The following is a 20824-nucleotide window of genomic DNA, read 5'->3' as shown; positions in this document are numbered from 1 at the left end:
AGCGAAAAAGGGGGACCTGCAACACGTATCCGTACTCACGAGTCAAAGCGCATGACACGGAACTCGAACGGTACGGTTTCGATGAGCGGCTGAGCACGCCCATCCATCGGGTCAAAAAGCTGAACGCCCTCGGTCTCGTTCACGGCCACCAACAGATGCCCGACGCTCTCCCGGCCCCGGGGATCCCTCCTGCGCAGCCACACCAGTGCCTGGGTTCGCGCGGGAAAAGAAGCGATCTCCTCCAGAACCCCGAACCAATGCTCGTGAACGCTGCTACCGACCACGGGTCCGAGCTCGGCCACCATAGGACCGAACCACGCTGCCTGCGCGGGCTCAGGCGGCGGCATCAACCCCGGTTTCCCGGCGTTCCAGTCATCCAGCCACGTCCACGGATCACGGTTGGGCAAACCGAACGGCTGTTCACCGGCCGCTTTCGGGACCACCACAGCCGCATCCAGCATCTGGTCACGCCAGTCGCCACTACGCTGGAAACTCCGGGTGGTACAGGCGAACAACCAGCCACGCTCGGTCTCATCGGCCGGATCAGGACCGACTAGCTCCACCTCGCCGTCATAGCGGTACGCCAGCCACGCCTGCGCCTTCTCGACAGCCCCGGCGAATTCGTCCGCCGCGGCCTCCGACGGCAGCAGCCCGCCGACCGACTCATCTTGCCGACGGCGGAAACGCGCCACCACAAGCTCAGCCACCTCGGCGTCATTCTGCTCGGCGACAGTCCCACGTAGACCGTCGAGAAAGACCACAGCGTCATCCGCGTAGTCCGCATACAGCAGGTGACCGGCCAGTTCACGCCCACCGAGCTGACGACGCAACCACACCACGGCCCGAGTCCCCACACCCCCGTCCACAATGGCCCTGCTCGCATCCGCCCACGTCGAGCAGATCAACACCTCAGCATCGGGGAAATACGCCGCCAGCATCCGATCCCACCAGCCCGGCGTCTCACCGGCCGGATCCCACGGCAGCGCCGAGGCAGGCCAGCAATTCACCGCGGCATCGGTCGCGATCACACAGTTCCGTGCGTTGACCCGCCAGCGCCACGCCCTCGGCTCGGACCGTGACACATTGAGAGCCTCATCCAGCGGACCGGCATTAGACGCGGGAAACGGATCCGCCCCGTCCCGCGGCACGCAGATCGTCGCCGCCAACATCGGCTCATCAGACTCCACATAGCGGCAACCGAAGAACGCCACCCGCTCCGTCGAGAGGATCGCCTCCTCATCCCTCAACACCACACGCTGCCCATAGGTGTCGTGCAACCAGGTACGCGCCCGCTCCGCGAGCTCGTTCATGCCGCTGCGCCCCCTCACTCACCAAACCATTTCCAGCGTAGTATGAGGCCCACCACACCCAGACCCCAAACCACTTACCCGAACGTCGGGCACAACCTGCCCGCCCGGACTACCGTCTCCCCGGTGGCGTAAACGAGAGATTCCTCTCCGTGACAGCCTCCGACGCCCGAGCGGCGGCAACGAATCGCCGGCTTGACGAGTTCGACCAAGCGGGTGTGCAGGTCCGCCTACCCACGGGCAGGCCCTCGCACTGCAGGGTTTGACGAGGTCAGGCGTCCAGCGTCAGGTCTGAGACGGGCACGGCCTGGCAGGTCAGACAGGCGTCCTCGGACAGGTCGTCGGTGGGGGCCACCAGGTGCGCTACGCGTCCGTTCAGGACGGTGACGGCACAGCTCTCGCACTGTCCGAGGCGGCAGCCACTGGGCAGTGGAATGCCGCCGTCCTCCGCGAACTGCAAGAGGGGGCCGTCGGCTTTGCGCCAGCGCAGCGTCTTCCCGGTCCGCGCGAAGTGCACCTCCGCTGCGGCATCATCGGGGATGGCCACCTCGCGGGCCGCGGCGTGGAATTTCTCCGCGAAGATCTCGAACCGGGGCACCCCGCGCGCGACCAAGCCGGTGGAGAGATCACGCAGCATCTCCTCGGGGCCGCACAGGTAGAACCGGGCGCGCTGGCGGATCAGCTCGGCATCGACCTGCCCGGCGTGCAACCGACCGCTGCGGAAGGCCGACCCTTCCCCTGCCGGACGGCTGTAGTGGTCGATGACCGTCAGTTGCGGGATGGCCCGTTGCAGTTCGCGGATCCGGTCGCCGAACGGGTGTGAGTGCTGGTTGCGATTTCCGAAGTGCAGCACCACTTTCGGCACGGTGCCACCGGTTGCGGCCAAGGTTTCCAGGTAGCTCAGGAACGGGGTGATGCCGATCCCGGCGGCCAACAGCACGACCGGCAGGTCGATTTCGGCCGGAATCACGAACGAGCCGGCCGGAGCGGCGACGGAAACCTCCGCGCCCGGCCGCAGCCGCTCGTGCACGAACGTCGAGAAGTCGCCGTCCGGGACGTGGCGCACCGCGACGGTGTAAGCGTCGCGCTCGTCCACTCGCGCCGCCCCGATCAGCGAGTAGCTGCGGGTCGTATCCAGGTGGTTGAGCGTGATGTGTTGGCCTGGCCGGAAGTCGGGTAGCACTCCCCCGTCCGACGGCCGCAACCGGAGCGCGCGAACCCCGTCGGTCTCCGCCGCGATGTCTGCGACCGTGAACGACCGCAGCCCGGGCCAGGCCGCGGTCGGTTCCGGCCGCACATCGCAGCCGAAGGACCGCATCGGGATCGACCCGCTGATCGGATCGTGCACGTCATCGCTGATCAGCAGGTTGTAGTTGTGCCCGCCCTGCTGCAGCGGGTCGGAACCGGGCAGCCCGAGGTCGGGCGCGTCCTGCCACCAGCCGTATTCGGCGACCACGACCCGCGGATGCAACGCCGGATCTATCCTGGCGCGCATCCGCACGGTGCCGTTGTCTGTCACTATCGACACCCACTGGCCGTCGCTGATCACGCGCTCCGCGGCCGCCTGCGGGCTGATGTCCACCACTGGTTCGGGCGATCGCTTCCGCAGCGAGGAGATCCCGCGATGCTGGCTGTGGCAGAAGTATCCGTTCTTGGCGCAGGTCAGCACCAGCGGAGCGGTATCCGTCCCCGGCGGCGTGACGTGCTCCGGCACCGGGGAATACCCGTGGTCGGCGAGCTGCTCGGAGTACATCTCCACCCGACGAGTCGGGGTGCCGAAGCCGAGCACCTGGCCGTCGTCACCGACATCGGCGTACTTGCGGTACCGCGTGTCCAGCGGGATCTGCATGCCGCCCGGGCGTCGTCGCAGCTCGTCCACCGTCACACCCAGCGGCGCCAACTGGTGGTTCCAGGCCGCGGTGATATCGCCGTCGAAGAACTGCTCCCCCATTCCCAACCGCTGGGCGAGGTCGAAGACGACGTCGGTGTCCGAGCGGGACTGGCCGACCGGCTCGACCAGCCGGGGACGAAGCTGCACGTGCTCCTGCGCGCGCTGGGTGATGTCGAAACCGGCCCTGATGGCCTCGCGCTCCCACGGGCTGTTCACCGGCAGCACGATGTCGGCGAAATCCGCGGTGGGGTTGGCGAACAGGTCGAGGTGCACCTGGAACTCCAGGCTGCGCAGGGCTTCTGCCGTGCGGCCGGGATTGGGTTGCGACACCAGCAGATTGCTGCCGAAACCGACCAGCGCGCGAACCCGGTAAGGCTGCCCGGAAAGCACGGACTCACACAGCGCTCGTGCCGACACCCAACCCTGCGTCGGCGGACCGAGCGGGAATTCCGACGCCCCCAGCGCCTTCTCGCGCTGTTCGGCCGTCAGCTGGCCCGGGGTGGTCACCTGGTTCACCGGTAGCTTCGGCAGCACCACGTTGCCGCCGGGAGCGTCGAAACTGCCAGTGAGCGAGTACAACGTGGCGATCGCCCGGTCTGTCTGAGTGGCATTGGCGTGCTGCCCGACACCGGTCCAACCGTAGTAGGCGACCGAGCCGGCATTCGCGAGGTCCCGGGCGAACTCGTGCAGTGCCCGGACTTCCACGCCGGTCGTGGCGCTCGTGCGTTCCAGCGGCCATGCCGCGCAGGCGGCCGCATACCGCTCGAACGCCGGGACGCACTCCACGTCGCCGTGCCGGGTAGCCACACGACGCCTGCCGAGAAGCGCGAACCGCTCGGGATGTGCTGCCGCTCGCTGCGTGTCGTAGGTGACGGCTGAGCCGATCTCCTCGTCCCACACCACGAATCCGTCGAGCTCGGGGTCCAGTTCCTCGGCCCGCAGGAACCGGCCGTTGTCGGTGCGCACCAGCAACGGACCGTTCGACCATTCACGGACGAACCCCTCGTCGTAGGCTTTGGTGCGGATCAGCTCGTTGGCCAAGCCCAGTGCGAGCGCCGCATCGGTGCCCGGCAGCACCCGCAGCCAGTGGTCGGCCTGCAGCGCGCTGGTCGACCGACGCGGGTCCACCACTGCGACCGAGGTGCCGCGCGCCCGCGCCTCGGCCAGCGCTGCCGACTGCGCCAGCCAGGACTTGGCCGGGTTGTGGCCCCACAACACCGCCAGGTCGGCGCCCGCGTAATCCGGCGTCGGCAGAGCGCAGCCGAAGGTGAACGCGTGCGCGAAGTCCTTGTGCCAGTTGCAGATCTCGGTCGCATAGCAGATGTTCGGGCTGCCGAAGAGCCGGATGAACCGCTCCACCCAATCGATCGAGTCCGACATCGGGGTCGCGCTCGGCGAGGTCACGGCGAAGGCAACCGCCTCCGGGCCGCTCGCGTCGCGGATCCGCGCGAGTTGCTCGGCGATCTCGCGCATCGCCTCGTCCCAGCCGATGGCTTGCCAACCGGGATCGGGTTCCGTCTTCGGCCTGGTGCGGCGCAACGGCTGCGTCAACCGGCGCGGACTGCGGACGATCTCCGGCGCGGCCCGCCCCTTCGGGCACAACGCCGCACCGGTCGGGTGCTCGGGGTCGGGTCGCACCGAGGTCAGCGCTCCCGCGTCGACGGTGTAGACCGCGCCGCATCGCGAGCGGCACAGCGTGCAGAAGCCCCGAACTTCCTCTGACATGCGCCGCTCCCGGGAAGTCGTTTGCCGGTGACACGGTATTTCCGGCCAGGGGCCTGAGTCCAGCGGCTTCTCGTCTCAAGCGGAGGGGGCAAGCGCGCCGAGGGAACCTGCAATGCGAAGTCGGTCTGCGGTAGAGCCGTCAGGGCTTGGTCTGCGGGATGATCCGGCGGAACTTCCCGCCGGGTTCCTGCTGCGGGGCTTCGTCGGCGCGTTCGAGCGTGACGTCGGCGACCTCGTGCTCTTTGAGCAGGTGGGTGATCTCGCCCCGCACGGTCTGCCAGACCTGCTCGGCGGCGGCGCTGTCGGCGGGCCGCAGGCGCACGCGCAGCGTGCTGGACGCGGTCTGGACGACCTGGTACTGCCCGATGCCGGTGACGCGATCCAGCACGGTGCCGAAGAGCATCGGTGACATGGTGACGGGCTCGCCGTCCTCGGCGGGGAACGTAAGCAGGTCGGCGGCTCGGCCCTGGACCTGGATGGCGGGGAACACGCTGCCGCAGGGGCATGGGTCGGGACGGAGCAGGATGCTGTCGCCGAGGTCGTAGCGCAGGAATGGCTGCACCCGGTTGGCGAGGTTGCTGAGCAGGACCGTGTGCGACAGCTCGCCGGGCGGGGTCGGGCGGTAGTCGGCGTCCACCGGCTCCAGGACGGCCCAGTCGCTGCTGACGTGGTACCAGCCGTGCGCGCAGCCCATGGAGAGGAAGCTGCACTCGGTGGCGGCGTAGGCGGCCCGGACCTTGGCGCCGAATGCGGTGGCGAGCCGCTTCCCGAGGCCCGTGGTCAACGTCTCGCCGCCGGGGATGATCAACGCGGGGCGGATGCGCAGCCGACCGGCTTCCTGCTCTCCCGCCAGGAGCGTGAGCATGCCGAGAAAGCCGCTGAGAACAGCGGGATTGAACCGGTTGAGCTCCTCGACCAGCTCCGGAAGCGGCCGGTGGATCGAGAAGACCCGCAGCCTCCGGCCGAGCCGCGGGTGGTCGCGTTGGAACCGGGCCGTTCCCGCCACGGTGAAGAAATGGCCGCCGGGTGCGGTGACGATGGCGGTCCGGCCGCCACGGGCGAGCATGCGGATGGCGTCGCCGGCACCCAGCACGCCGCTGGCGCGCGTCCCGAGGGCGCCCTCCATGTTCATGCTCCGCTCGTCCAGCAGGAAGAGGCCGCGCAGGCCGCTGGTGCCGGACGTGGTGGCCACCAGGTACTTGTCCAGGAACCGCTTCCCCACGGCGTCGGGGTCGGCCACGAACGCCTCGGCCTTCTCCCGGGTCACCTCGCGGTCGGTCACCCAGTCGTCGAACCGGGCCATCAGTTCCTTCTTGCTGGTGACCGGGAGCACGGTCGGGTCGTCGACCCCGTCAGGCAGGTCCCGGTAGAGCTCGCGGTAGTACGGCGAGTTCGCGCGCGCATGAGCCACCAGGTCGGTCAGGTGGGCGCGCTGGTGCCGTGCGATTCCCACAGGACCTTCGCGGACGGCCTGCCGGGCGTCGCGGGCGAGCTCTCGAACGCTGTCCCCCATGCTCGTCAGATCCTCTCTTCGGTTTGTTTCTGATCTCTGGTTCGTGGCCGCACCGAGAGCAGGCCATTCGTGGCGATGTCGAGGGCGTGCTCGGCGGCCTCCCACAGCTCCTGCTGCGACCGACCCAACTTGGCGCTCGCAAGGCTGGCCTGCTGGATTGCGCCAAGCACGGATCCGGTCATCGCCGCCGCGGTGACCGGATCCAGCTCGCCGGGGAAGGCGTTGAGCAGCTCGGCCGCGATCCGCTGCTGCAGGTCCAGCAGGAGGTACGCCCCCTTCGCCTGCAGCGCCGGCGTCGTCAGGGCCAGCCGGGCCGCCGCCGACACCTCCGCGGGCTCCCGCCGGGGAACGTTGGGCCTGCGATGGGCGGCGTACTCCTGGACCGCCCTCCGCAGCACCTCACCAGGGCTCTCTTCGGATCTGCGGTCCCGGATCGCCGCGAGCAGGACGTCGAACTCCAAGTCGAGCTCGTTGAACAGCACCTCGTCCTTGGTCCGGAAGTAGTTGAAGAACGTCTTCGGATCGACATCCGCCGCCTCGGCGACCTGCGTCACCGTGGTCTCTTCGTACCCCTGTTTGTCGAACAGCCGGATCGCCGCCAAGACGATCCGCTGCCGGGTCAAGCGCTTCTTGCGTTCACGCCGCGACTCCTCCACGCCACGAACGTACACCGACTAGAAATTTCCATCAACTGGAAAAATAGCGCGACCGGGAATTCTCCAGCGGCGATCCAGGTCTGCACGAGAAAGCTGACCTTTCAGAGCTCCGATTTACGGAACCTGCGTCCACACAGGACGGTCCGACCCGGCTTCGAGGGCGAATGATCGACGCATCCGTGCCCGCGCACGCCATTGAGGTCCTACGGCGAAGCCGCGGCAACAGTCATGTCGTGCTCGATCCAGAGGCCAGTCGGCGTCAGAACCCGTTGGCACAGATCAGGATTGGACATACTTCCGTAGGAAAAACCGTTGCCGATCGGTCGGGAATCTGTCCATCCCAGGGCTTTTTCGATTTCTGAAACTATTCCGTGATCCACGGATGATACTCCTTTGGTTGCGCAGCAAAGAGAACGGCGGCGACAGGACAGGCGCCCTGCCGCCGCCGATCATTATTGATAGGGAACTCAAGGGTGTGATCTTCGTTGGTCTGGCGGGATCGCTGGTGTGCGGGATGCGCGGAGGTTATCGCCTGAGGTGCAGGAGGATCTGCGGCGTAGGGTGGTCGCGGCGGTGCATGGGAGGCAGGTCGAGGCGGCGCGGGTGTTCGCGGTAGCGCCGCAGTCTCTGTCCGGATGGGCGCAGGTGTGGCGGAAACAGGGTTCGAAGGGTCAAGCACGACCAGCTCGCCATTGCGGTGCCGGTTCGCCCGGCAGCCGACCTGATCGACCTACTCGCTTCGTGCGGCGTGAGTTGTCTCTACGAGGCGAAGCCAGGGCATTCCGCTCGCGTCCGGGTGGCCTGAAGGTGTCATGTCGTTCTTCCTGAAGCGCAGGGCGGTCGGTGACCGGGCGCGTGGGGCATTCGCGCCGGGTCACCGGGGAAGGGCTGGTGCGGCGGAGGCCGGGGGAGGCGCTGCACCGGCCCGGCTTGGGGAGGTCAGGTCTCGTGAGTGATCCTTCCGGTAAGAACCGGAAGGATCACTCACGAGCGTTCAGACACACAGGTGGTGCCACCCGGTGGGCTCCTCCCGGGGCGCCGAGCTCGCCTCGGTCGGCTGGGGAGATCCCGGTGGTCTGGGGAGGTGTTCTTGTTCCGCCCGGTGTCTTCGGTGCGGGTTTCGGCTTCGATGCCGGCTATGAGGTGCCAGACCGTGGCGGCTTCGCCGCCTCCGGCGTGCTGGCGGATCGAGAACGCGAGGCCTCTTGCGGGTAGCTGGGTGGAGAATATGGCGAAGATCAGCAGGCTGAACAGGACGAACGTGCTGAGCTGGATTCAGGACATCGGTGGTTCTCCTTCGGTGGGGCGAGGGTGGTGCCAATTTCGCGAGAAATTGACGTTCACCCGGGTGACGGTCAATTTCTCGCGAAATTGCGCCCTCCTCGGGTGACCACAGGCGGGTGGTGAGGGTGTGCCGACAGCGCATGCGGGTGTCCTCGCGGATGCAGTCCCATTTCGGCTCCGCCGCGTTCGGCTGGGGTGGTGTGGACCCGCAAGGCGGTGGCCGAGTTGATCCGGGTGCGCCACGGCGTCGTGTTGAGTTTGCGCACCGTCGGCGACTCTCTGCGCTGTTGGGGTGTGTCGCCGCAGAGACCGATCCGCAGGGCCTACGAGCGGGACCCCGAGGCCGTGTGCTGGTGGCTGGAGGAGGCTATCCGGCCATCGCCGCCCGCGCCCGCCGCGAGGGCGCGGTGATCTTGTGGCTGGACCAGACCGGGATCCGCTCGGATGCCGCAGTGGGCCGAACCTGGGCACCGGCCGCCCGGACACCGGTGGTGGGCAAGACCGGGGAAACGGTTCAGCGTGATCACTTGGACCGTCAGGTCCAGGTGATCGTCGACGGTCATCCTGTCCACCGCCGCAAGACCGTCCGCAAGTGGGTGGACGATCACGCTGCGGCGATCGAGATGCACTTCCTGCCCGGATACAACCCGGAGCTCAACCCGGACGAGATCCGGGGTGCCGACCTCAAGCGGACCATGTCCACCGGCACAGCCCAGAAAATCCGCGACGAGTCGAAACAAGCGGTCCGCTCCTTCCTCCACCGGCTCCACAAGTCGCCTGACCAAGTTCGCTCCTACCTCGGCAAACCCGACGTCCGCTACGCCCGCCTGACATCACACAATTGCCCTACGAATCAATAACTGGCCACTCCGGGATGTTCAGCCCGTCGCCACCCTGTTCACCGTGGCCGTCGCCACCGCCGGACTTGGACGGGTCGCCGTGCACGAGATTGAGCCGGTCCTGCACGACCGACCGCTGCCGGACGCTGATCACCAACAGTTCCTGTTCTTCCATCGGGATCCCCTCCTTCCTGCTTCCACGCGGCTTGCGCCGCTCTTCCTTCCACCCCCAGCTACGGCGTGACAGCCGCAATCCGGGTGATCCAAGGGGCCACCGGATCACCGGTATCGAGTAGTCGGATCACCGATACCAAGTAACCGTCTTCCGGCGCGGCCCGTACCGGCGCCCATTAGCCGGTTACGGCAGTACCGCGCTTTTCCGTGCAGTTCTCGGCGCCTCCCTGCGCGTCAGTGCGCATCTTTCGGAGCACTTCCGTACCCGCCCGGACAAGGTTCTCCAGGGCCGCTTCAGTGACGATCATGTCGGTCGGCTACGAGTACCAGATCCAACGATGACCTGCATCGAGATCGGACGTAACGAGCTGTGGAATGCTGTTGCCGACACCCGGATTCTCGGCGAGTCGGGAATCCGGACCTGACCAACTACAGTGAACGTGTGCTGCTGGAACGCGACATTGACCCGATCACCACCGAGCTGATCTCGATGGCCATCGAGCGGCGGCTGCGGCCGTTATGCTGACACATCGAGCCGGGCGCAACCGGCACCACGGCGACCGGCTACGTCACCGTATCCCTGCTGCATGAGGCCGAGTTGATCCGCCGCGCGTGGGCAGACGCCCTGAACCTGCACGCGACTTTCGATGGCTACGCGGGCAACGCCGGAGCACTCATCGTCCGCTTGCCTGCCGCGATCGACCCTGACGAGCACTGCCGAGTCTGCACCCGTCCGTTCGATCCCCGGGATACCCGGCCGGCCGGGCGCGCTCGGCACCAGAGTGGCGACGTGTGTCGATCCTGCGTCAAATCCGGGTGGGACTGACCAGTGTCACCACTCGTTCCCTGCAGCGTGGTCGTGACCAGTTCGGGTACCAACCGCCGAAACTCCGCCGGGGATTTGCACTGGCTGGTATGTAATAACGCCCTAACGTCGGCGCCCGTCGGCTACGACCTGGCCAAACTCCTGGTCACCACCGCCATGACCTACGGTCGCCTCGCTCGGCGTGCCGCCGACGAAGTGGTAGCCGCCTACACCCGCGAGCTCGGAGAACCCTGCCCTCACAGCGACATCACCTCTGGGCAGAACGGTCGAAACCTGCCAGCCCGTACCGAAACAGCACGGGCTCGGGAGTTGCTGGGTGCGTGCGAACTCGCGCAGTGCCTCGTGAACTCGCGCGATGGGAAGTTCAGCATGAGGAGACATGACCATCATGTGCCCGTCCATGGTGAAGTAACCGACGTACCCGGCATTCGTGCCATCAGCGGGAACGAGGGCGGATGTGGCGTCGAACCACATGAGCGACCCGATCGTGCCGCGCACACCGAGGGTCAAAGTCGGCGCATCCTCGTCGGGCTCATGGAGGAGAAACCACGCAAGGCCAGCCTCGGGACGTTGGCACTCTTGATCGTGCTCGGCGAGCCCGCGGATGATTTCCTCGATGTCCATCGTCGGGGTGAGCAGAACCTCTTGGTCATTGAGAACGTCGGCCCAGAAACGTTCATGCTTGCCCCCTGTAGATCTTGGAGAACGGCCTGCCGTCGTAGTGGTGCCGTGAACGGTCAACGTGTACTCCTTGAGTAGGAGTCGTTTAAGCACTTGATCGCACCCGCGTTTCTTACCCGGCTAACCACACGAAACATGGTTGATCACCAGCTCGCTGCGACGTTCGGTTTTTCGATGATCGTAAGAAAGTGACACGGCACGTGGTGGAGAGCGCACACGTGAGCGGTGGGACCGCTTTCGCTGGGAAGCGGCCCCACCGTTGTTTCGTGCTTATTGTGTGGCCGCCGGACCCTCCTCAGATTCTGGGGCATCGATAGGTAGGTCGAACCAACACAGGTCACCCATTTCAGGCTCGGTGTCGTTGGCGATCAGGTCGGCTACTTCTTGTTCAAATGCGTGCGGCCGATTCGTCGGGACTGGTAAGCCACGGGGTGAAGCCCTCAGCTTTGGTAAGATTTCCTGGAACCACGGCACGGTCCCTGACAAGTTGAGCTGCGGCTTCTCCGGCTTTTCTCAGCAGGTCATCTGCCGATCCTGTGATGTCGCGAATCATGACCTTGAGTTCGGCGAAATACACCCAGTCGTCTTCGATTGCTTCTATAAGAGATTTTCGAAGTTCATCAATCATCGGAAATCCATTTGTCCTTGTTGATGTGGATTTTGATTTTATCGTTGCCCAGTGTATTGATGTATATCGTCGGTTCGACCGAGGTTCTGGATTTGGTTCGATAACCAATGAATTGATCTCAGTAGGGGGTTATGCGAGTCGGCCGTGTTCGAATTGGGTGAGTACGAGTGCGGCTTTGACGATGAGGCCGATTTTGCGGGGGCTGGTGGTGAAGTGTCGTAGGACGCGCCAACGGCCGGTGAGCAGGGCGAATCCACGTTCGCCGAGGGCGCGCAGGCCGCGCAGCAGTTTGTTGTAGGTCTGGTTGTCGACGTCGAGTGGGCGGCCTTTGCTGGTTTTGGGGCGTTTGATCGGGGTGAGGACCCCGGCTCCGGCACCCTGGTAGCCGCCGTCGGCCAGGGTGGGTAGGTTGAGCTGGGAGTAAGCCCAGTACAGGGCGCCGAGGACGTGGTTTTCAGCGGCGGTGATGTCGTGGATGGACCCGGGCTCGACGTCGGAGGCCCACAGCGGGAACCCGTCCGGGTCTGTCAGTGCTTGGATGTTGCCGGCTTGTTCGCGGGTTTTCCCGGAGTACCACAGGTCGATCTCGGCGCCTTTGGCGCTGGTGGTCTTTTCGCCGAGACGGTCGGAGGAGAAGTTTTTGCCGTCCAGGATCAGATAGGCGTCGCCGTTGTCTTTGGCCCGTTGCAGGGCGTCGTGCAGATCCGGGGCCTGCGCGGCCAGTGCCTTGATGCCCTCGTCGACATACCGGTAGCCGGTGGCACGGGCGACACCGTGATCGCGAGCCAGTTTGGTGATGTCGGTATCGTCCCGGAACCACCGCAGGACCAGCACAGCCTGCCAGAACGTGGTCAACGCCCGGCGCCCCTTGCGGGTCCCTTTCCGGCGGCGTTCACCGGCCAACAGCCGGCTGAGGAAGACCACCAGTTCACGGGGAACATCGAGTTTGGCAGAATACGTGACCACGTGGGGCCCTCCCTGGTCGAAGATCCTTTCTTGGTCGAACTTCTTCTACCAGGGACCCCACGTCCCACTCTCCCCGGGCCAGCCCTACCCGATCACACACCCATTCCGGCAGGCCGCCCTCCAGAGACTTCTTACTGAGATCACCTCAATGTTTGTGTCATCTGGAAGTTTCACCATTCTTCCTGGATATGCCGGCTTGTCGAGTTCTTTTCCGCTGACGGACAGCGCGGTAAAAAGCGCGTCCAGTTCTTCCCGCGACGCTACCTCGCGCACGTGGTTGCGCGTGGATCTGCTGTTGGGTCTGCGGCCGATGTCTCGTCCGGTTTCCTCAGCGTGGACGGCAGCGGTTCGGCGTAACCATGTTCCCGGCTCGGGTGGGGTCGGGACAGCGGCGCTTGTGGCTGAGCTGGTGAAGCCGGCTCCGATGCTCGCCAGGTAGCCCTGGACCGTCGATTGGGTCTTCCAGATGATCTTAGCGGCATCGGCAACCGTGAAAGGTGCGGCGGCAAGAGCGCCAAGACCGTCTACCACGTCCGATGCCACTGAGCCGGTCAGGGCGTGGGCTGTCAGTTCGTGGGCTTCCTCGGCCAGCTCTTGGGCCTTGGTGAGCCATGTCTGGGCGTGGTCGCACTTTCCTAAGAACAGGTAGAGGCACGAGACAACTTCCCCCAGCGATGACACGCACCGCTCCTTTCTAATTGCTGACAATCATCATGGCCGCGCGGCCCGTGCCCAGTCCACTTGCTCTTGCTCTTGCTCACGGATGCTTAGGGGACGTCACGTCGGGCGGAAGATCACTGCGACGCAGACCGACCGCAGCGCCTCCACTGCCCGGCGCGGTTCGGCGTCGCGGAGGTTCTCGCGGTAGGGCTGGCTGGCAAGTCAGCATTTCCACGGGAACCCGCAAGGCGCGCGCCACGTTCGCGAGCACAGCATGGGTCGCGGCGTGCCCGCCGCATTCGATTTTGCCGAGAAGCGACAGCGAAACATCAGCCATCTCAGCGAGTCTGACTTGAGTCATACCGTATGCCTTGCGGCGCAACTTGATCGCTGCGCCGACGTGCTCGATCTCGTGCATGGGTCGCTTCCTGTTCCTGATGCCGCTCGCCGCCTGGTCGCTGCCCAGCGCGGCAACGTGTGTGGCTTTTGTGAACGTCCGCGATCTCTCCCGGGTCGAAACTGTGTGTGCCTTGCCAAGCACAGACAGTACCCACCATGTAGGGAGAACTCCGTGAAGATGGATGAGCTGTTCCGCGGCGAACTGGTGGAAGGCACGCCGTCGGCCGCCGAGGCGATGGGCACCAAGGCGCCTGGCCCGACCCGGACTACCACGATCGGTGACCCACCCGACCCATACCAAGAACTTCCTCGGGCTCATGCAGATCGGGCTCCGGCCGCTGGCCCCGCCGGCACCCGAAGAGGCCGGGCCCTTCGCCTCCCGGATCGACACCGCCAGCCTGCATGCCGAGGTCACCACACGGGTCGTCTGGCCCCCGAGAAGCACCTGACCACCATGTACAGGGAGTGGAGACGCCACGACACCGGTGAGCGCCCCACCGACGTGATCACCCGCCGCGTCCTGCCCGCTGAAGTCCTGACGGCCCACCTCGCCGAGTCTGGGTTCGAACTTCTGGAGCAGTTCCCGGACCGCCCACCACAATACGGACAGCCATATCTCGGCGCGGGCAGTCTTCACCGCCGCCCGCTACCGCGGCTGACACGACCCGCCCGGCGTTGGCCGATCAGCTCGTCGTGCTCGATCCCCAGGGCCGTAAGCCGGTGGTCTGGTCAAGGCGCATCCGCGCGTAGGATCACGACCGTTTTCGGGAACCACACCAAAACGCCGCAGACAATTCACCTGAGAGGGGCACTCCCTATTTCGAATGGCCCGCAGTTCACCGTCCGCGCGCAAATCAGCTGAGGCTTGCCTGGGACGGGAATCCCCTTGTCTGCAACGACCTTGGCAGACCGGATCCATACCCTGAGCCGGAGCCCAGAAGAGGCTTCCCTACTCAAAGCAAGCCTTTCCTAATTGCACGACAAATGACGGAAATAAGGTAAGACTTTCCTTGATTGCAACCCGGATAATACCGGGATAACGTCCCTAATCGTGGCTATCACGGATATCGCTGATCACTCCCTCGATGCGGATTCTCCCGAGCTGGATCGGCCGCGCACCGTCCCGCTCGAACAGCGGCTCAACGCGCTGCGGGCCGGCGTTCTCGGCGCCAACGACGGGATCGTCTCGACCGCGGCAGTCCTTGTCGGTGTGGCGGGCGCGACGGCCTCCACGGGACCGATTCTCACGGCCGGGCTTGCCGCAGCGATCGGCGGGGCGGTGTCCATGGCCCTCGGCGAGTACGTGTCGGTCTCCAGCCAGCGCGACAGCGAACGCGCGCTCATCGAGCGGGAGCGCCGTGCGCTGAACGAGGACCCGGCACGCGAGCAGCGGGTTCTCGCCCACCTCTACGAGCAACGAGGAATCTCCGCGGACACCGCGCACCGGGTCGCCGAGGAGCTCTCCGCGCACGACCCGCTCGCGGCACAGGTGCGCGAGCGGCACGGCATCGACCAGGACGACGTCGCCAGCCCGTGGCACGCCGCCATTGCCTCATTCGTCTCCTTCGCGATCGGCGCCGTCCTGCCGATGCTCGCGATCCTGCTGCCCGGTCCCGGTTTGCGCGTGCCGGTGACGTTCGCGGCCACGCTCGCCGCGCTCGCCCTGACCGGCGCGATCGCCGCCTGGATTGGTGGCGGGTCCCGAGCACGAGCCGCGGTCCGGGTCGTGGCCGGCGGCGCGCTGGCACTCGGCGCTACCTACGCCGTCGGCGCGCTGCTGGGCACAACTGGAGTGCTTTGAGCCGATCCGATCAGCACGCTGCACTCGGAGTCGTTTCCACTGCGATCAGCGGCCCCAGCAGGGCATCGCGAGCACTCCCGCCGTCCGTTGACTTCACCAGATGTCGCCGTAGTAGACGTGTTCCGGATGCGGGTGGCTGAGGAAGTCGTGGTGCGAGATCTCCCAGCCGTAGGCTCCGGCGTGGCTGAAGACGAGCACGTCACCCGCCCGGATCTGCGCCACCGGCACGTCGCGCGCGAGCACGTCCTTGGGGGTGCACAGCTCGCCGACCACGGTGACCCGGGCGTCGCGAAGCACCGGACGCGGTGCGCTCGACGACCACTGCTCCAACGGCAGCACGGTGAAAGGGTGGCTGTGCTGCCAGGAAGCCGGGAGCCGGAATTGGTGGGTGCCGCCGCGCACCAACGCGTAGTCCACGCCGTGGTTGCGCTTCACGTCGAGGACTTCGACCGCGTACGAGCCGGATTCGGCGACCAGGTACCGGCCGCACTCGAAGTCGATCTCTCGCAGGTGGTCCGGGAATCCGGCGACCACCGCGGGCAGTCCGCGGGCGAAGTGCGGCCAGTCGAACTGGTCGTCCAGGTCGCCATAGTTCACCCCGATCCCGCCGCCGACGTTGAGCACCTCGCAACGCAGTCCGAACTCCCCTTCCCACTTGGACACGGTGCGCCGGTAGTGCTCCAGGAGTTCCAGATGTGCTGGCGCGGAAAGGTTGTTGGACAGCGAATGCAGGTGGAAGCCGGTCAACCGCACCCCGGGAAGGGTCTGCGCCGCGATGATCGCATCCGGCAGGACCCGTTCGGAAATCCCGAACTGGGTGGGGCGCCCGGCCATCGCCAGGGTTGCGCTCGGGAACGGGCCGGCCAGGTTGACCCGCAGCAGCACGTCCGCGGTGCGCCCGAGCCGGGTCGCGGCTTCGGAGATCCGGTGCAGTTCCAGCACACTCTCCGCGTGCAGGCGGGTGACTCCCTGCACCAGCGCCTGCTCGATCTCCCGCGGTGTCTTGGCCGGCCCGCCGAAGATCACCGGGATATCCGCCCCGATCGCCCGCGCCTTGGCCAGTTCCCCACCTGAAGCGACCTCGAACCCGGTGACCAGGGGCGCCAGGGCGCGCAACATCCGATCGCCGCTGTTGGCCTTCATCGCGTAGAACATCCGGCACCGCGGCGGGAGTGACTCCACCACGGTGCGGACGTGTTCGGTGAGCTGGTCGAGGTCGTAGGCGAACAGGCACACCGGTTCGCCGTCGGCGCGGTCCTGCACGAGTTTCGCCAGTTGGTCACGCATGGGTCCCCCGGTGCTGGTCGAGGTGGGTGCGCAGCGCGCGGGCCGCCAGGCCGCGTTCCTCGCCGAGGATGAAGGTCCGGACACCGGCGGCTTGCCACTGCTCATGGTCTTCTCGGGTCCGCGGGATCGCGCAGAACGGCACGCCGCGAGCCTTGCACTCGGCGTGCACGCGCTGGAGTGCTTCGCGGACCACCGGGTGCCGGGTCTGCCACGGCACGCCGTAGGACTGGGACAGGTCAGCGGCGCCTTCCAGCACCAGGTCGACTCCGCCGCCGGCCAGGATCGCCGGGAGTTCGTCGACGCCTTCGGCGTCCTCGATCATCGCGATCACCATGATTTCCGCGTTGGCGCGTCGGACGTACTCGGTCAGCTCGATGCGTCCGAAGCCCGGTACCCGACCGCCGTTGAGGCTGCGCATGCCCTCCGGCGCGTACCGCGCGGCCCGGATCGCCGCGTCGAGATCGGCTCTGGTCCGCACATGCGGCACGACCACGCCCAGCGCGCCCGCGTCGAGCGCCCGCAGGATCGCGCCCGGATCGGCTTCCGGGACGCGGATGAAGGGGACCAGGTCGACGGCTTCTGCGGCGCGGATGAGGTTTTCCAGCTGCTGCGGGTCCACGAGGCTGTGCTCGGTGTCCAGGACGACGAAGTCGTACCCGGCGCAGCCGATCATCTCCACCAGCGCGGGAGACGGGATCGAGCAGAAAAGCCCGTAGCTCTCGCCGCTTCCGGAGAGGCGTTCCTTGACGGTGTTGTGCCTCAGCACCGGTCCACCTCCGCGAGCGGGTTCGGCACGGTGTGCAGCCGGAGTTCGGTGTCGGGCAGGAGACGGCGGGTGGTCAGCTTCTCTACCTCGATGGTCGGGGTGAACACGTCGAACAGCGCGAAGCGGTCGGCCAGTTCGCCGAACCGCTGCTGGTAGGCGCGGATCTCGTCGCGCACCAGCCGCCAGAACCGCCGCTCGTCGAGCTCGCAGCGGTCCGCGAGGAAGATGGCGAGCTCGCCGAGGTTGATGAAGAAGAACGCATCCAGCAGGAAGTCGGTGACCAGGCCCAGTTCGTCGGTTTCGACGAACGAGTTGCGGTTCTGGTGGTGCGCCGGGGTCCCGGCCAGTTCCGGGCACCGCTGCGGCTCGGCGAGGTGCGCGCGGGAGAACCGCACCCCGTCGTGGAAGTCCTTCAGCACCACCCTGGTCGGCGTGCCGTTCTCGTGCACCAGCACCATGTTCTGCGCGTGGGATTCCAGCGCGATGCCGTGTCGGCAGAGCAGGTGGACCAGCGGCAGGACGCTTACCCGCAGCAGTCGCCGCACCCATTCCTCGACACCGAGCTCGCGCACCCACGGGTCGATCAGGGGCGTGCCGTCGACTTGGCACGCGGTCAGTCCGGTGAAGGGCACCGCGCGCTCCCCCGGTTCGAGGTGCCGGTGCAGGCTCTCCCGCCAGATGCAGGCCAAGGCCCCGTAGGTGTCCGCCTGCAGCAGCCCGGACTCCGGGGTCACCGCCACGCCGAGGTCCTCGCCGAGCAGGACGGGGCGCAGCTCGTCGCGCAGGTAGTCGTCCCCGGCGACGACCTGCCGCAGCCAGTCGGTGATGCGCGCGGCGTTGCGCACGGTGTGCGCGGCCAAACCTCGGCTTGTCGAGGTGTTCACGATGGACATCGACAGCTTCAGGTAGGGGCGCCGCGGCGCGTCCCAGCAGGCCAGGGTGCGGATCGACTGCTGCGCGCCGAAGTCGTCCGGATCGGTCCCGAGCGGGATCAGCTCACCGCGGCCGAGCTGGTCGGAGAACGCCCTGGCGATCCGCTCCCGCCACTGCCACGGGTGCACCGGCACCAGCACGTAGTCGCCCGGATCGTGCCCGAGCTCTTCGATGCGGCGGTGGAATTCGACGGCCGAGGGACCGAGCTGGCCGGCTACGTAATGGGCGTCGACCGATGCGGAGGCGCCGATCTCGGTGATGCGGCGGTGCGCGGCCAGCCACAGCGGGCGCACCGGGTTGGCGAACTCCGGCCCGAAGGCGATGTTGTCCGCCGCGTCGAAGCCGAGCCGTGATTTGTACGTGGGGTGGTAGCGGTGGCCATCGGTGATGGCCGATTCCAGGGTGTCGTAGTCCGCAGTGGACAGATCCGTCTGCCGCCCGGTGCGGACGTGCTCCGACAGCGCGTCCTTGAACAGGGTCTCTTCCAGCTCGCGTGCGAAGCCGGTCAGGTGTTCGGCATCGGCGTCCAGCGAGTCGCGCACTTCGGCCAGGAACAGCGTGATCGACTCCGCCTCGACGTCGCCGCGCCGCACCACCGAGGTGAGGCCGACTCGGTCGAAGCCGAACCGGCGCACCGCGCGGAAGGAGTAGCAGACCCCCGCACCGGCTGTGTCCACGCCGTCGACGAAGTGCTCGTCGCCGTCCTGCCTGGTCTTCAGCGCGCCTTCGTAGACCAGGGACTCCACCAGCTGGCGGAAGACCCGGCGCCGCACATTCTGGAAGCTCGGTGCGGTCAGTGCCGCATGCACCAGCTCCGCGGTCATCGGTTCACCTCGCGAATCGGGTTGGGGACGTCTACGTAGAGCGGGCGCTCGCCGCGTTCGGCGAACCGGCTGAGCAGGTTCGCCTTCGCCGGCAGCACCGGCGTTGCCAGCAGTTCCGCGGCGTAGCGACCGGGGCACTGGTGCAGGAAGTCCCGCACCACCGACCACAGCTGCCGCTCGCTCGCCGGGGTGAACCGGCCCAGCACCGCCACTAGGTGGCCGAGGTGGTTGGTGACGAGGTGGTAGCGCAGCCGCATCCACGCTTCGGCGTCGTCGTAGAGCACCGGGCTGCCCGGCGGGACGATCCCGGGCCGGACGCGGTCGCGGCTGGCGCTGGTGCCTTCCATGTCACGCACGAAGAACCGCCGGGGCCAACCGTCCTCGAAGTGCAGCAGGGTGTTCTGGACGTGGGCCTCGAAGCTGATGCCCTGGTCGGTGAACACCGCGAGCACCGGTCCCAACGAAATCCGCAAGTACTCCAGGAACCAGTCGGCGACGTGCCCGGGCGAAAGCGGGCCCGCTTCCGCCACGAGGTCCACCAGCATCGGGGCGCGCCCGTCGAGCCGGTCTTCCAGGAGCGCGGCGAGCACCTGCGGGGCCGTCCCGGAGCCGGTGAACGAGTTTCGCCGGAACAGCACCGCGAAATCCGCCGCCAGGTCACCGACGACGTCCGGGTCGACGGTTCGGTAACCGGTTTCCGGCAGCACCTCGAACCCGCCGTGCCGCCAGCGGTTCGCGGCATCGCCGACCAGCCGGCCGGCGTCGGCGGCGCGGCGCAGGTGCTCGACCGGGTTGTTGCGGACGAAGTTGGTGATGCGCACGTGCAGCGGTAGTTTCCACGCGGTCCCAAAGCTGGGATCGCACACCGTGCGCACCGAGGACGTCGCATACACCTCCGCGCCCAACGGCCCGAGGGGCACGAGCCGTCCCGCGTCGACCAGCGCCGAGACCTGCGGCTGCCGCTGGAGGTAAGCCGCCTGCCACGGGTGCACCGGAAGCAGCTCGTAGTCGGACTGGTCGGGGTGCAAGGCGGTGCGGGCCTTCTCCTCGACCTCGGTCGGGATCCAGGGCCCGTCGGCCACCCGGTCCTCCAGCAGCAGATCGGGTGCCACCGCCCAGTGGTGCAGCTGGAACGACGCACCGAGTTCCGGTGCGTAGCGGGCGAGTTCGTCGTCGCTGAATCCCTCCGCGCTCTTCGGCGTCGGGTGGAACGGGTGCCCCAGCAGCAGCGACTGCTCGGCGTGCTGGGTGATCTCCGCCGGGGTGACGGGGGTGGGACGCTGTTCGCGGGCCAGGTAGCGCGCCGTCCTGGCGACGCTGTTGGCGACCTGGCGGCTGAACTCCTCCGCCGCCCCCGCTGGTGCCTCGACTCCCCGTTCAGCGAGCTCACCGGCGATCAGCGCCACGAATTCGTCGTGGTCGACCGGGAGCCGGCTGCCGTCGACGAGTTCCCGGAACACCTCGGGCCCGTAGGAGTGGTGGCCGGACTCCGACCGGTACCGCACCTCGGCTCGCAGCACCCCGTCCGCCGCGCGCAGCGGTATCCGCAATGCCTCGTTGCTCACCTCGCCGCCGATTTCCCGCGCCAGCGCGTTGAGCATGCGCTGTCGCGCCACGGCACGTGCCAGAACGTCCTTCACCTGATCTCCAATCTGCGGATGCCC

At 67.0% G+C, this 20824-nt stretch carries 18 protein-coding genes; 4 read left to right on the top strand and 14 right to left on the bottom strand.

What is annotated here, in order from left to right; all coding sequences use genetic code 11:
- Positions 1 to 35 precede the first annotated feature (35 nt).
- The 4 genes from FDZ84_RS26450 to FDZ84_RS26435 form a co-directional block, all read right to left on the bottom strand.
- Positions 36 to 1328 (bottom strand): YrhB domain-containing protein, encoded by a 1293-nt coding sequence (locus tag FDZ84_RS26450; RefSeq protein WP_246868438.1) that lies wholly within the window; start codon positions 1326 to 1328, stop codon positions 36 to 38.
- 250 nt (positions 1329 to 1578) lie between these two features.
- Positions 1579 to 4923: a molybdopterin-dependent oxidoreductase gene (locus FDZ84_RS26445; protein WP_168588077.1), complete on the bottom strand. Its 3345-nt coding sequence runs from the start codon at positions 4921 to 4923 to the stop codon at positions 1579 to 1581.
- Between the two features lie 139 nt (positions 4924 to 5062).
- Entirely contained in the window at positions 5063 to 6436 is a 1374-nt protein-coding gene (locus FDZ84_RS26440) for a phenylacetate--CoA ligase family protein (protein WP_168588076.1), read from the bottom strand.
- Between the two features lie 5 nt (positions 6437 to 6441).
- Positions 6442 to 7107: a TetR/AcrR family transcriptional regulator gene (locus FDZ84_RS26435; protein ID WP_168588075.1), complete on the bottom strand. Its 666-nt coding sequence runs from the start codon at positions 7105 to 7107 to the stop codon at positions 6442 to 6444.
- Between the two features lie 1464 nt (positions 7108 to 8571).
- Between FDZ84_RS26435 and FDZ84_RS41035 the strand changes: the two genes are divergently transcribed.
- Both FDZ84_RS41035 and FDZ84_RS26425 read left to right on the top strand, forming a co-directional pair.
- Positions 8572 to 8787, top strand: coding sequence for a winged helix-turn-helix domain-containing protein (locus FDZ84_RS41035; protein WP_371812683.1), 216 nt, complete (start codon positions 8572 to 8574; stop codon positions 8785 to 8787).
- Positions 8730 to 9236, top strand: coding sequence for a transposase (locus tag FDZ84_RS26425; protein WP_168588073.1), 507 nt, complete (start codon positions 8730 to 8732; stop codon positions 9234 to 9236). Before FDZ84_RS41035 ends, FDZ84_RS26425 begins: the two co-directional genes overlap by 58 nt.
- Here FDZ84_RS26425 and FDZ84_RS26420 read toward each other — a convergent pair.
- From FDZ84_RS26420 to FDZ84_RS26395, 6 genes are all read right to left on the bottom strand, one after another.
- Positions 9223 to 9390 (bottom strand): hypothetical protein, encoded by a 168-nt coding sequence (locus FDZ84_RS26420; protein ID WP_168588072.1) that lies wholly within the window; start codon positions 9388 to 9390, stop codon positions 9223 to 9225. The two genes, FDZ84_RS26425 and FDZ84_RS26420, sit on opposite strands and share 14 nt — an antisense overlap.
- A gap of 927 nt (positions 9391 to 10317) precedes the next feature.
- On the bottom strand, positions 10318 to 10956 hold the full coding sequence (locus FDZ84_RS26415; protein ID WP_168588071.1) for an Imm1 family immunity protein: 639 nt from the start codon (positions 10954 to 10956) through the stop codon (positions 10318 to 10320).
- Between the two features lie 328 nt (positions 10957 to 11284).
- Positions 11285 to 11524 (bottom strand): hypothetical protein, encoded by a 240-nt coding sequence (locus tag FDZ84_RS26410; protein ID WP_246868437.1) that lies wholly within the window; start codon positions 11522 to 11524, stop codon positions 11285 to 11287.
- Between the two features lie 129 nt (positions 11525 to 11653).
- Entirely contained in the window at positions 11654 to 12490 is an 837-nt protein-coding gene (locus FDZ84_RS26405) for a transposase family protein (RefSeq protein ID WP_168584616.1), read from the bottom strand.
- An 84-nt stretch (positions 12491 to 12574) separates the two neighbouring features.
- On the bottom strand, positions 12575 to 13171 hold the full coding sequence (locus FDZ84_RS26400; RefSeq protein WP_168588070.1) for a hypothetical protein: 597 nt from the start codon (positions 13169 to 13171) through the stop codon (positions 12575 to 12577).
- Between the two features lie 76 nt (positions 13172 to 13247).
- On the bottom strand, positions 13248 to 13568 hold the full coding sequence (locus FDZ84_RS26395) for a helix-turn-helix domain-containing protein (RefSeq protein WP_168588069.1): 321 nt from the start codon (positions 13566 to 13568) through the stop codon (positions 13248 to 13250).
- Between the two features lie 259 nt (positions 13569 to 13827).
- Here FDZ84_RS26395 and FDZ84_RS26390 point away from each other — a divergent pair, with 259 nt between their 5' ends.
- Together FDZ84_RS26390 and FDZ84_RS26385 are read left to right on the top strand one after the other, a co-directional pair.
- Positions 13828 to 13998, top strand: coding sequence for a hypothetical protein (locus tag FDZ84_RS26390; protein ID WP_168588068.1), 171 nt, complete (start codon positions 13828 to 13830; stop codon positions 13996 to 13998).
- A gap of 602 nt (positions 13999 to 14600) precedes the next feature.
- Entirely contained in the window at positions 14601 to 15350 is a 750-nt protein-coding gene (locus FDZ84_RS26385) for a VIT family protein (protein ID WP_168588067.1), read from the top strand.
- Between the two features lie 93 nt (positions 15351 to 15443).
- Here FDZ84_RS26385 and FDZ84_RS26380 read toward each other — a convergent pair whose 3' ends face one another.
- Genes FDZ84_RS26380 through FDZ84_RS26365 form a run of 4 tightly spaced genes read right to left on the bottom strand, consistent with a single transcriptional unit; the run spans position 15444 to position 20800 of the window.
- Complete coding sequence (locus FDZ84_RS26380) at positions 15444 to 16637, bottom strand: type III PLP-dependent enzyme (RefSeq protein WP_168588066.1); 1194 nt, start codon at positions 16635 to 16637, stop codon at positions 15444 to 15446.
- Positions 16630 to 17403, bottom strand: a complete 774-nt coding sequence (locus FDZ84_RS26375) for an HpcH/HpaI aldolase/citrate lyase family protein (protein ID WP_168588065.1) — start codon at positions 17401 to 17403, stop codon at positions 16630 to 16632. Before FDZ84_RS26375 ends, FDZ84_RS26380 begins: the two co-directional genes overlap by 8 nt.
- Complete coding sequence (locus FDZ84_RS26370) at positions 17397 to 19160, bottom strand: IucA/IucC family siderophore biosynthesis protein (RefSeq protein ID WP_168588064.1); 1764 nt, start codon at positions 19158 to 19160, stop codon at positions 17397 to 17399. The genes FDZ84_RS26375 and FDZ84_RS26370 overlap by 7 nt, the downstream gene beginning before the upstream one ends.
- Positions 19157 to 20800 carry an IucA/IucC family siderophore biosynthesis protein gene (locus FDZ84_RS26365; RefSeq protein ID WP_168588063.1) on the bottom strand — a complete coding sequence of 548 codons (1644 nt, stop codon included), beginning with the start codon at positions 20798 to 20800 and terminating at the stop codon, positions 19157 to 19159. Before FDZ84_RS26365 ends, FDZ84_RS26370 begins: the two co-directional genes overlap by 4 nt.
- Between the last annotated feature and the right edge of the window lie 24 nt (positions 20801 to 20824).

This window comes from Saccharopolyspora sp. ASAGF58, assembly GCF_012277335.1.
Taxonomy (GTDB): domain Bacteria; phylum Actinomycetota; class Actinomycetes; order Mycobacteriales; family Pseudonocardiaceae; genus Saccharopolyspora; species Saccharopolyspora hattusasensis.
This window is presented reverse-complemented; position numbering and strand designations above follow the sequence as displayed.

Excerpts from the sequence above, each read along its gene's own strand:
- FDZ84_RS26440 (WP_168588076.1), bottom strand. The coding sequence starts at position 6,436 with ATGGGGGACAGCGTTCGAGAGCTCGCCCGCGACGCCCGGCAGGCCGTC.
- FDZ84_RS26380 (WP_168588066.1), bottom strand. The coding sequence starts at position 16,637 with ATGCGTGACCAACTGGCGAAACTCGTGCAGGACCGCGCCGACGGCGAA.
- FDZ84_RS26445 (WP_168588077.1), bottom strand. The coding sequence starts at position 4,923 with ATGTCAGAGGAAGTTCGGGGCTTCTGCACGCTGTGCCGCTCGCGATGC.
- FDZ84_RS26395 (WP_168588069.1), bottom strand. The coding sequence starts at position 13,568 with ATGCACGAGATCGAGCACGTCGGCGCAGCGATCAAGTTGCGCCGCAAG.
- FDZ84_RS26370 (WP_168588064.1), bottom strand. The coding sequence starts at position 19,160 with ATGACCGCGGAGCTGGTGCATGCGGCACTGACCGCACCGAGCTTCCAG.
- FDZ84_RS26410 (WP_246868437.1), bottom strand. The coding sequence starts at position 11,524 with ATGATTGATGAACTTCGAAAATCTCTTATAGAAGCAATCGAAGACGAC.
- FDZ84_RS26420 (WP_168588072.1), bottom strand. The coding sequence starts at position 9,390 with ATGGAAGAACAGGAACTGTTGGTGATCAGCGTCCGGCAGCGGTCGGTC.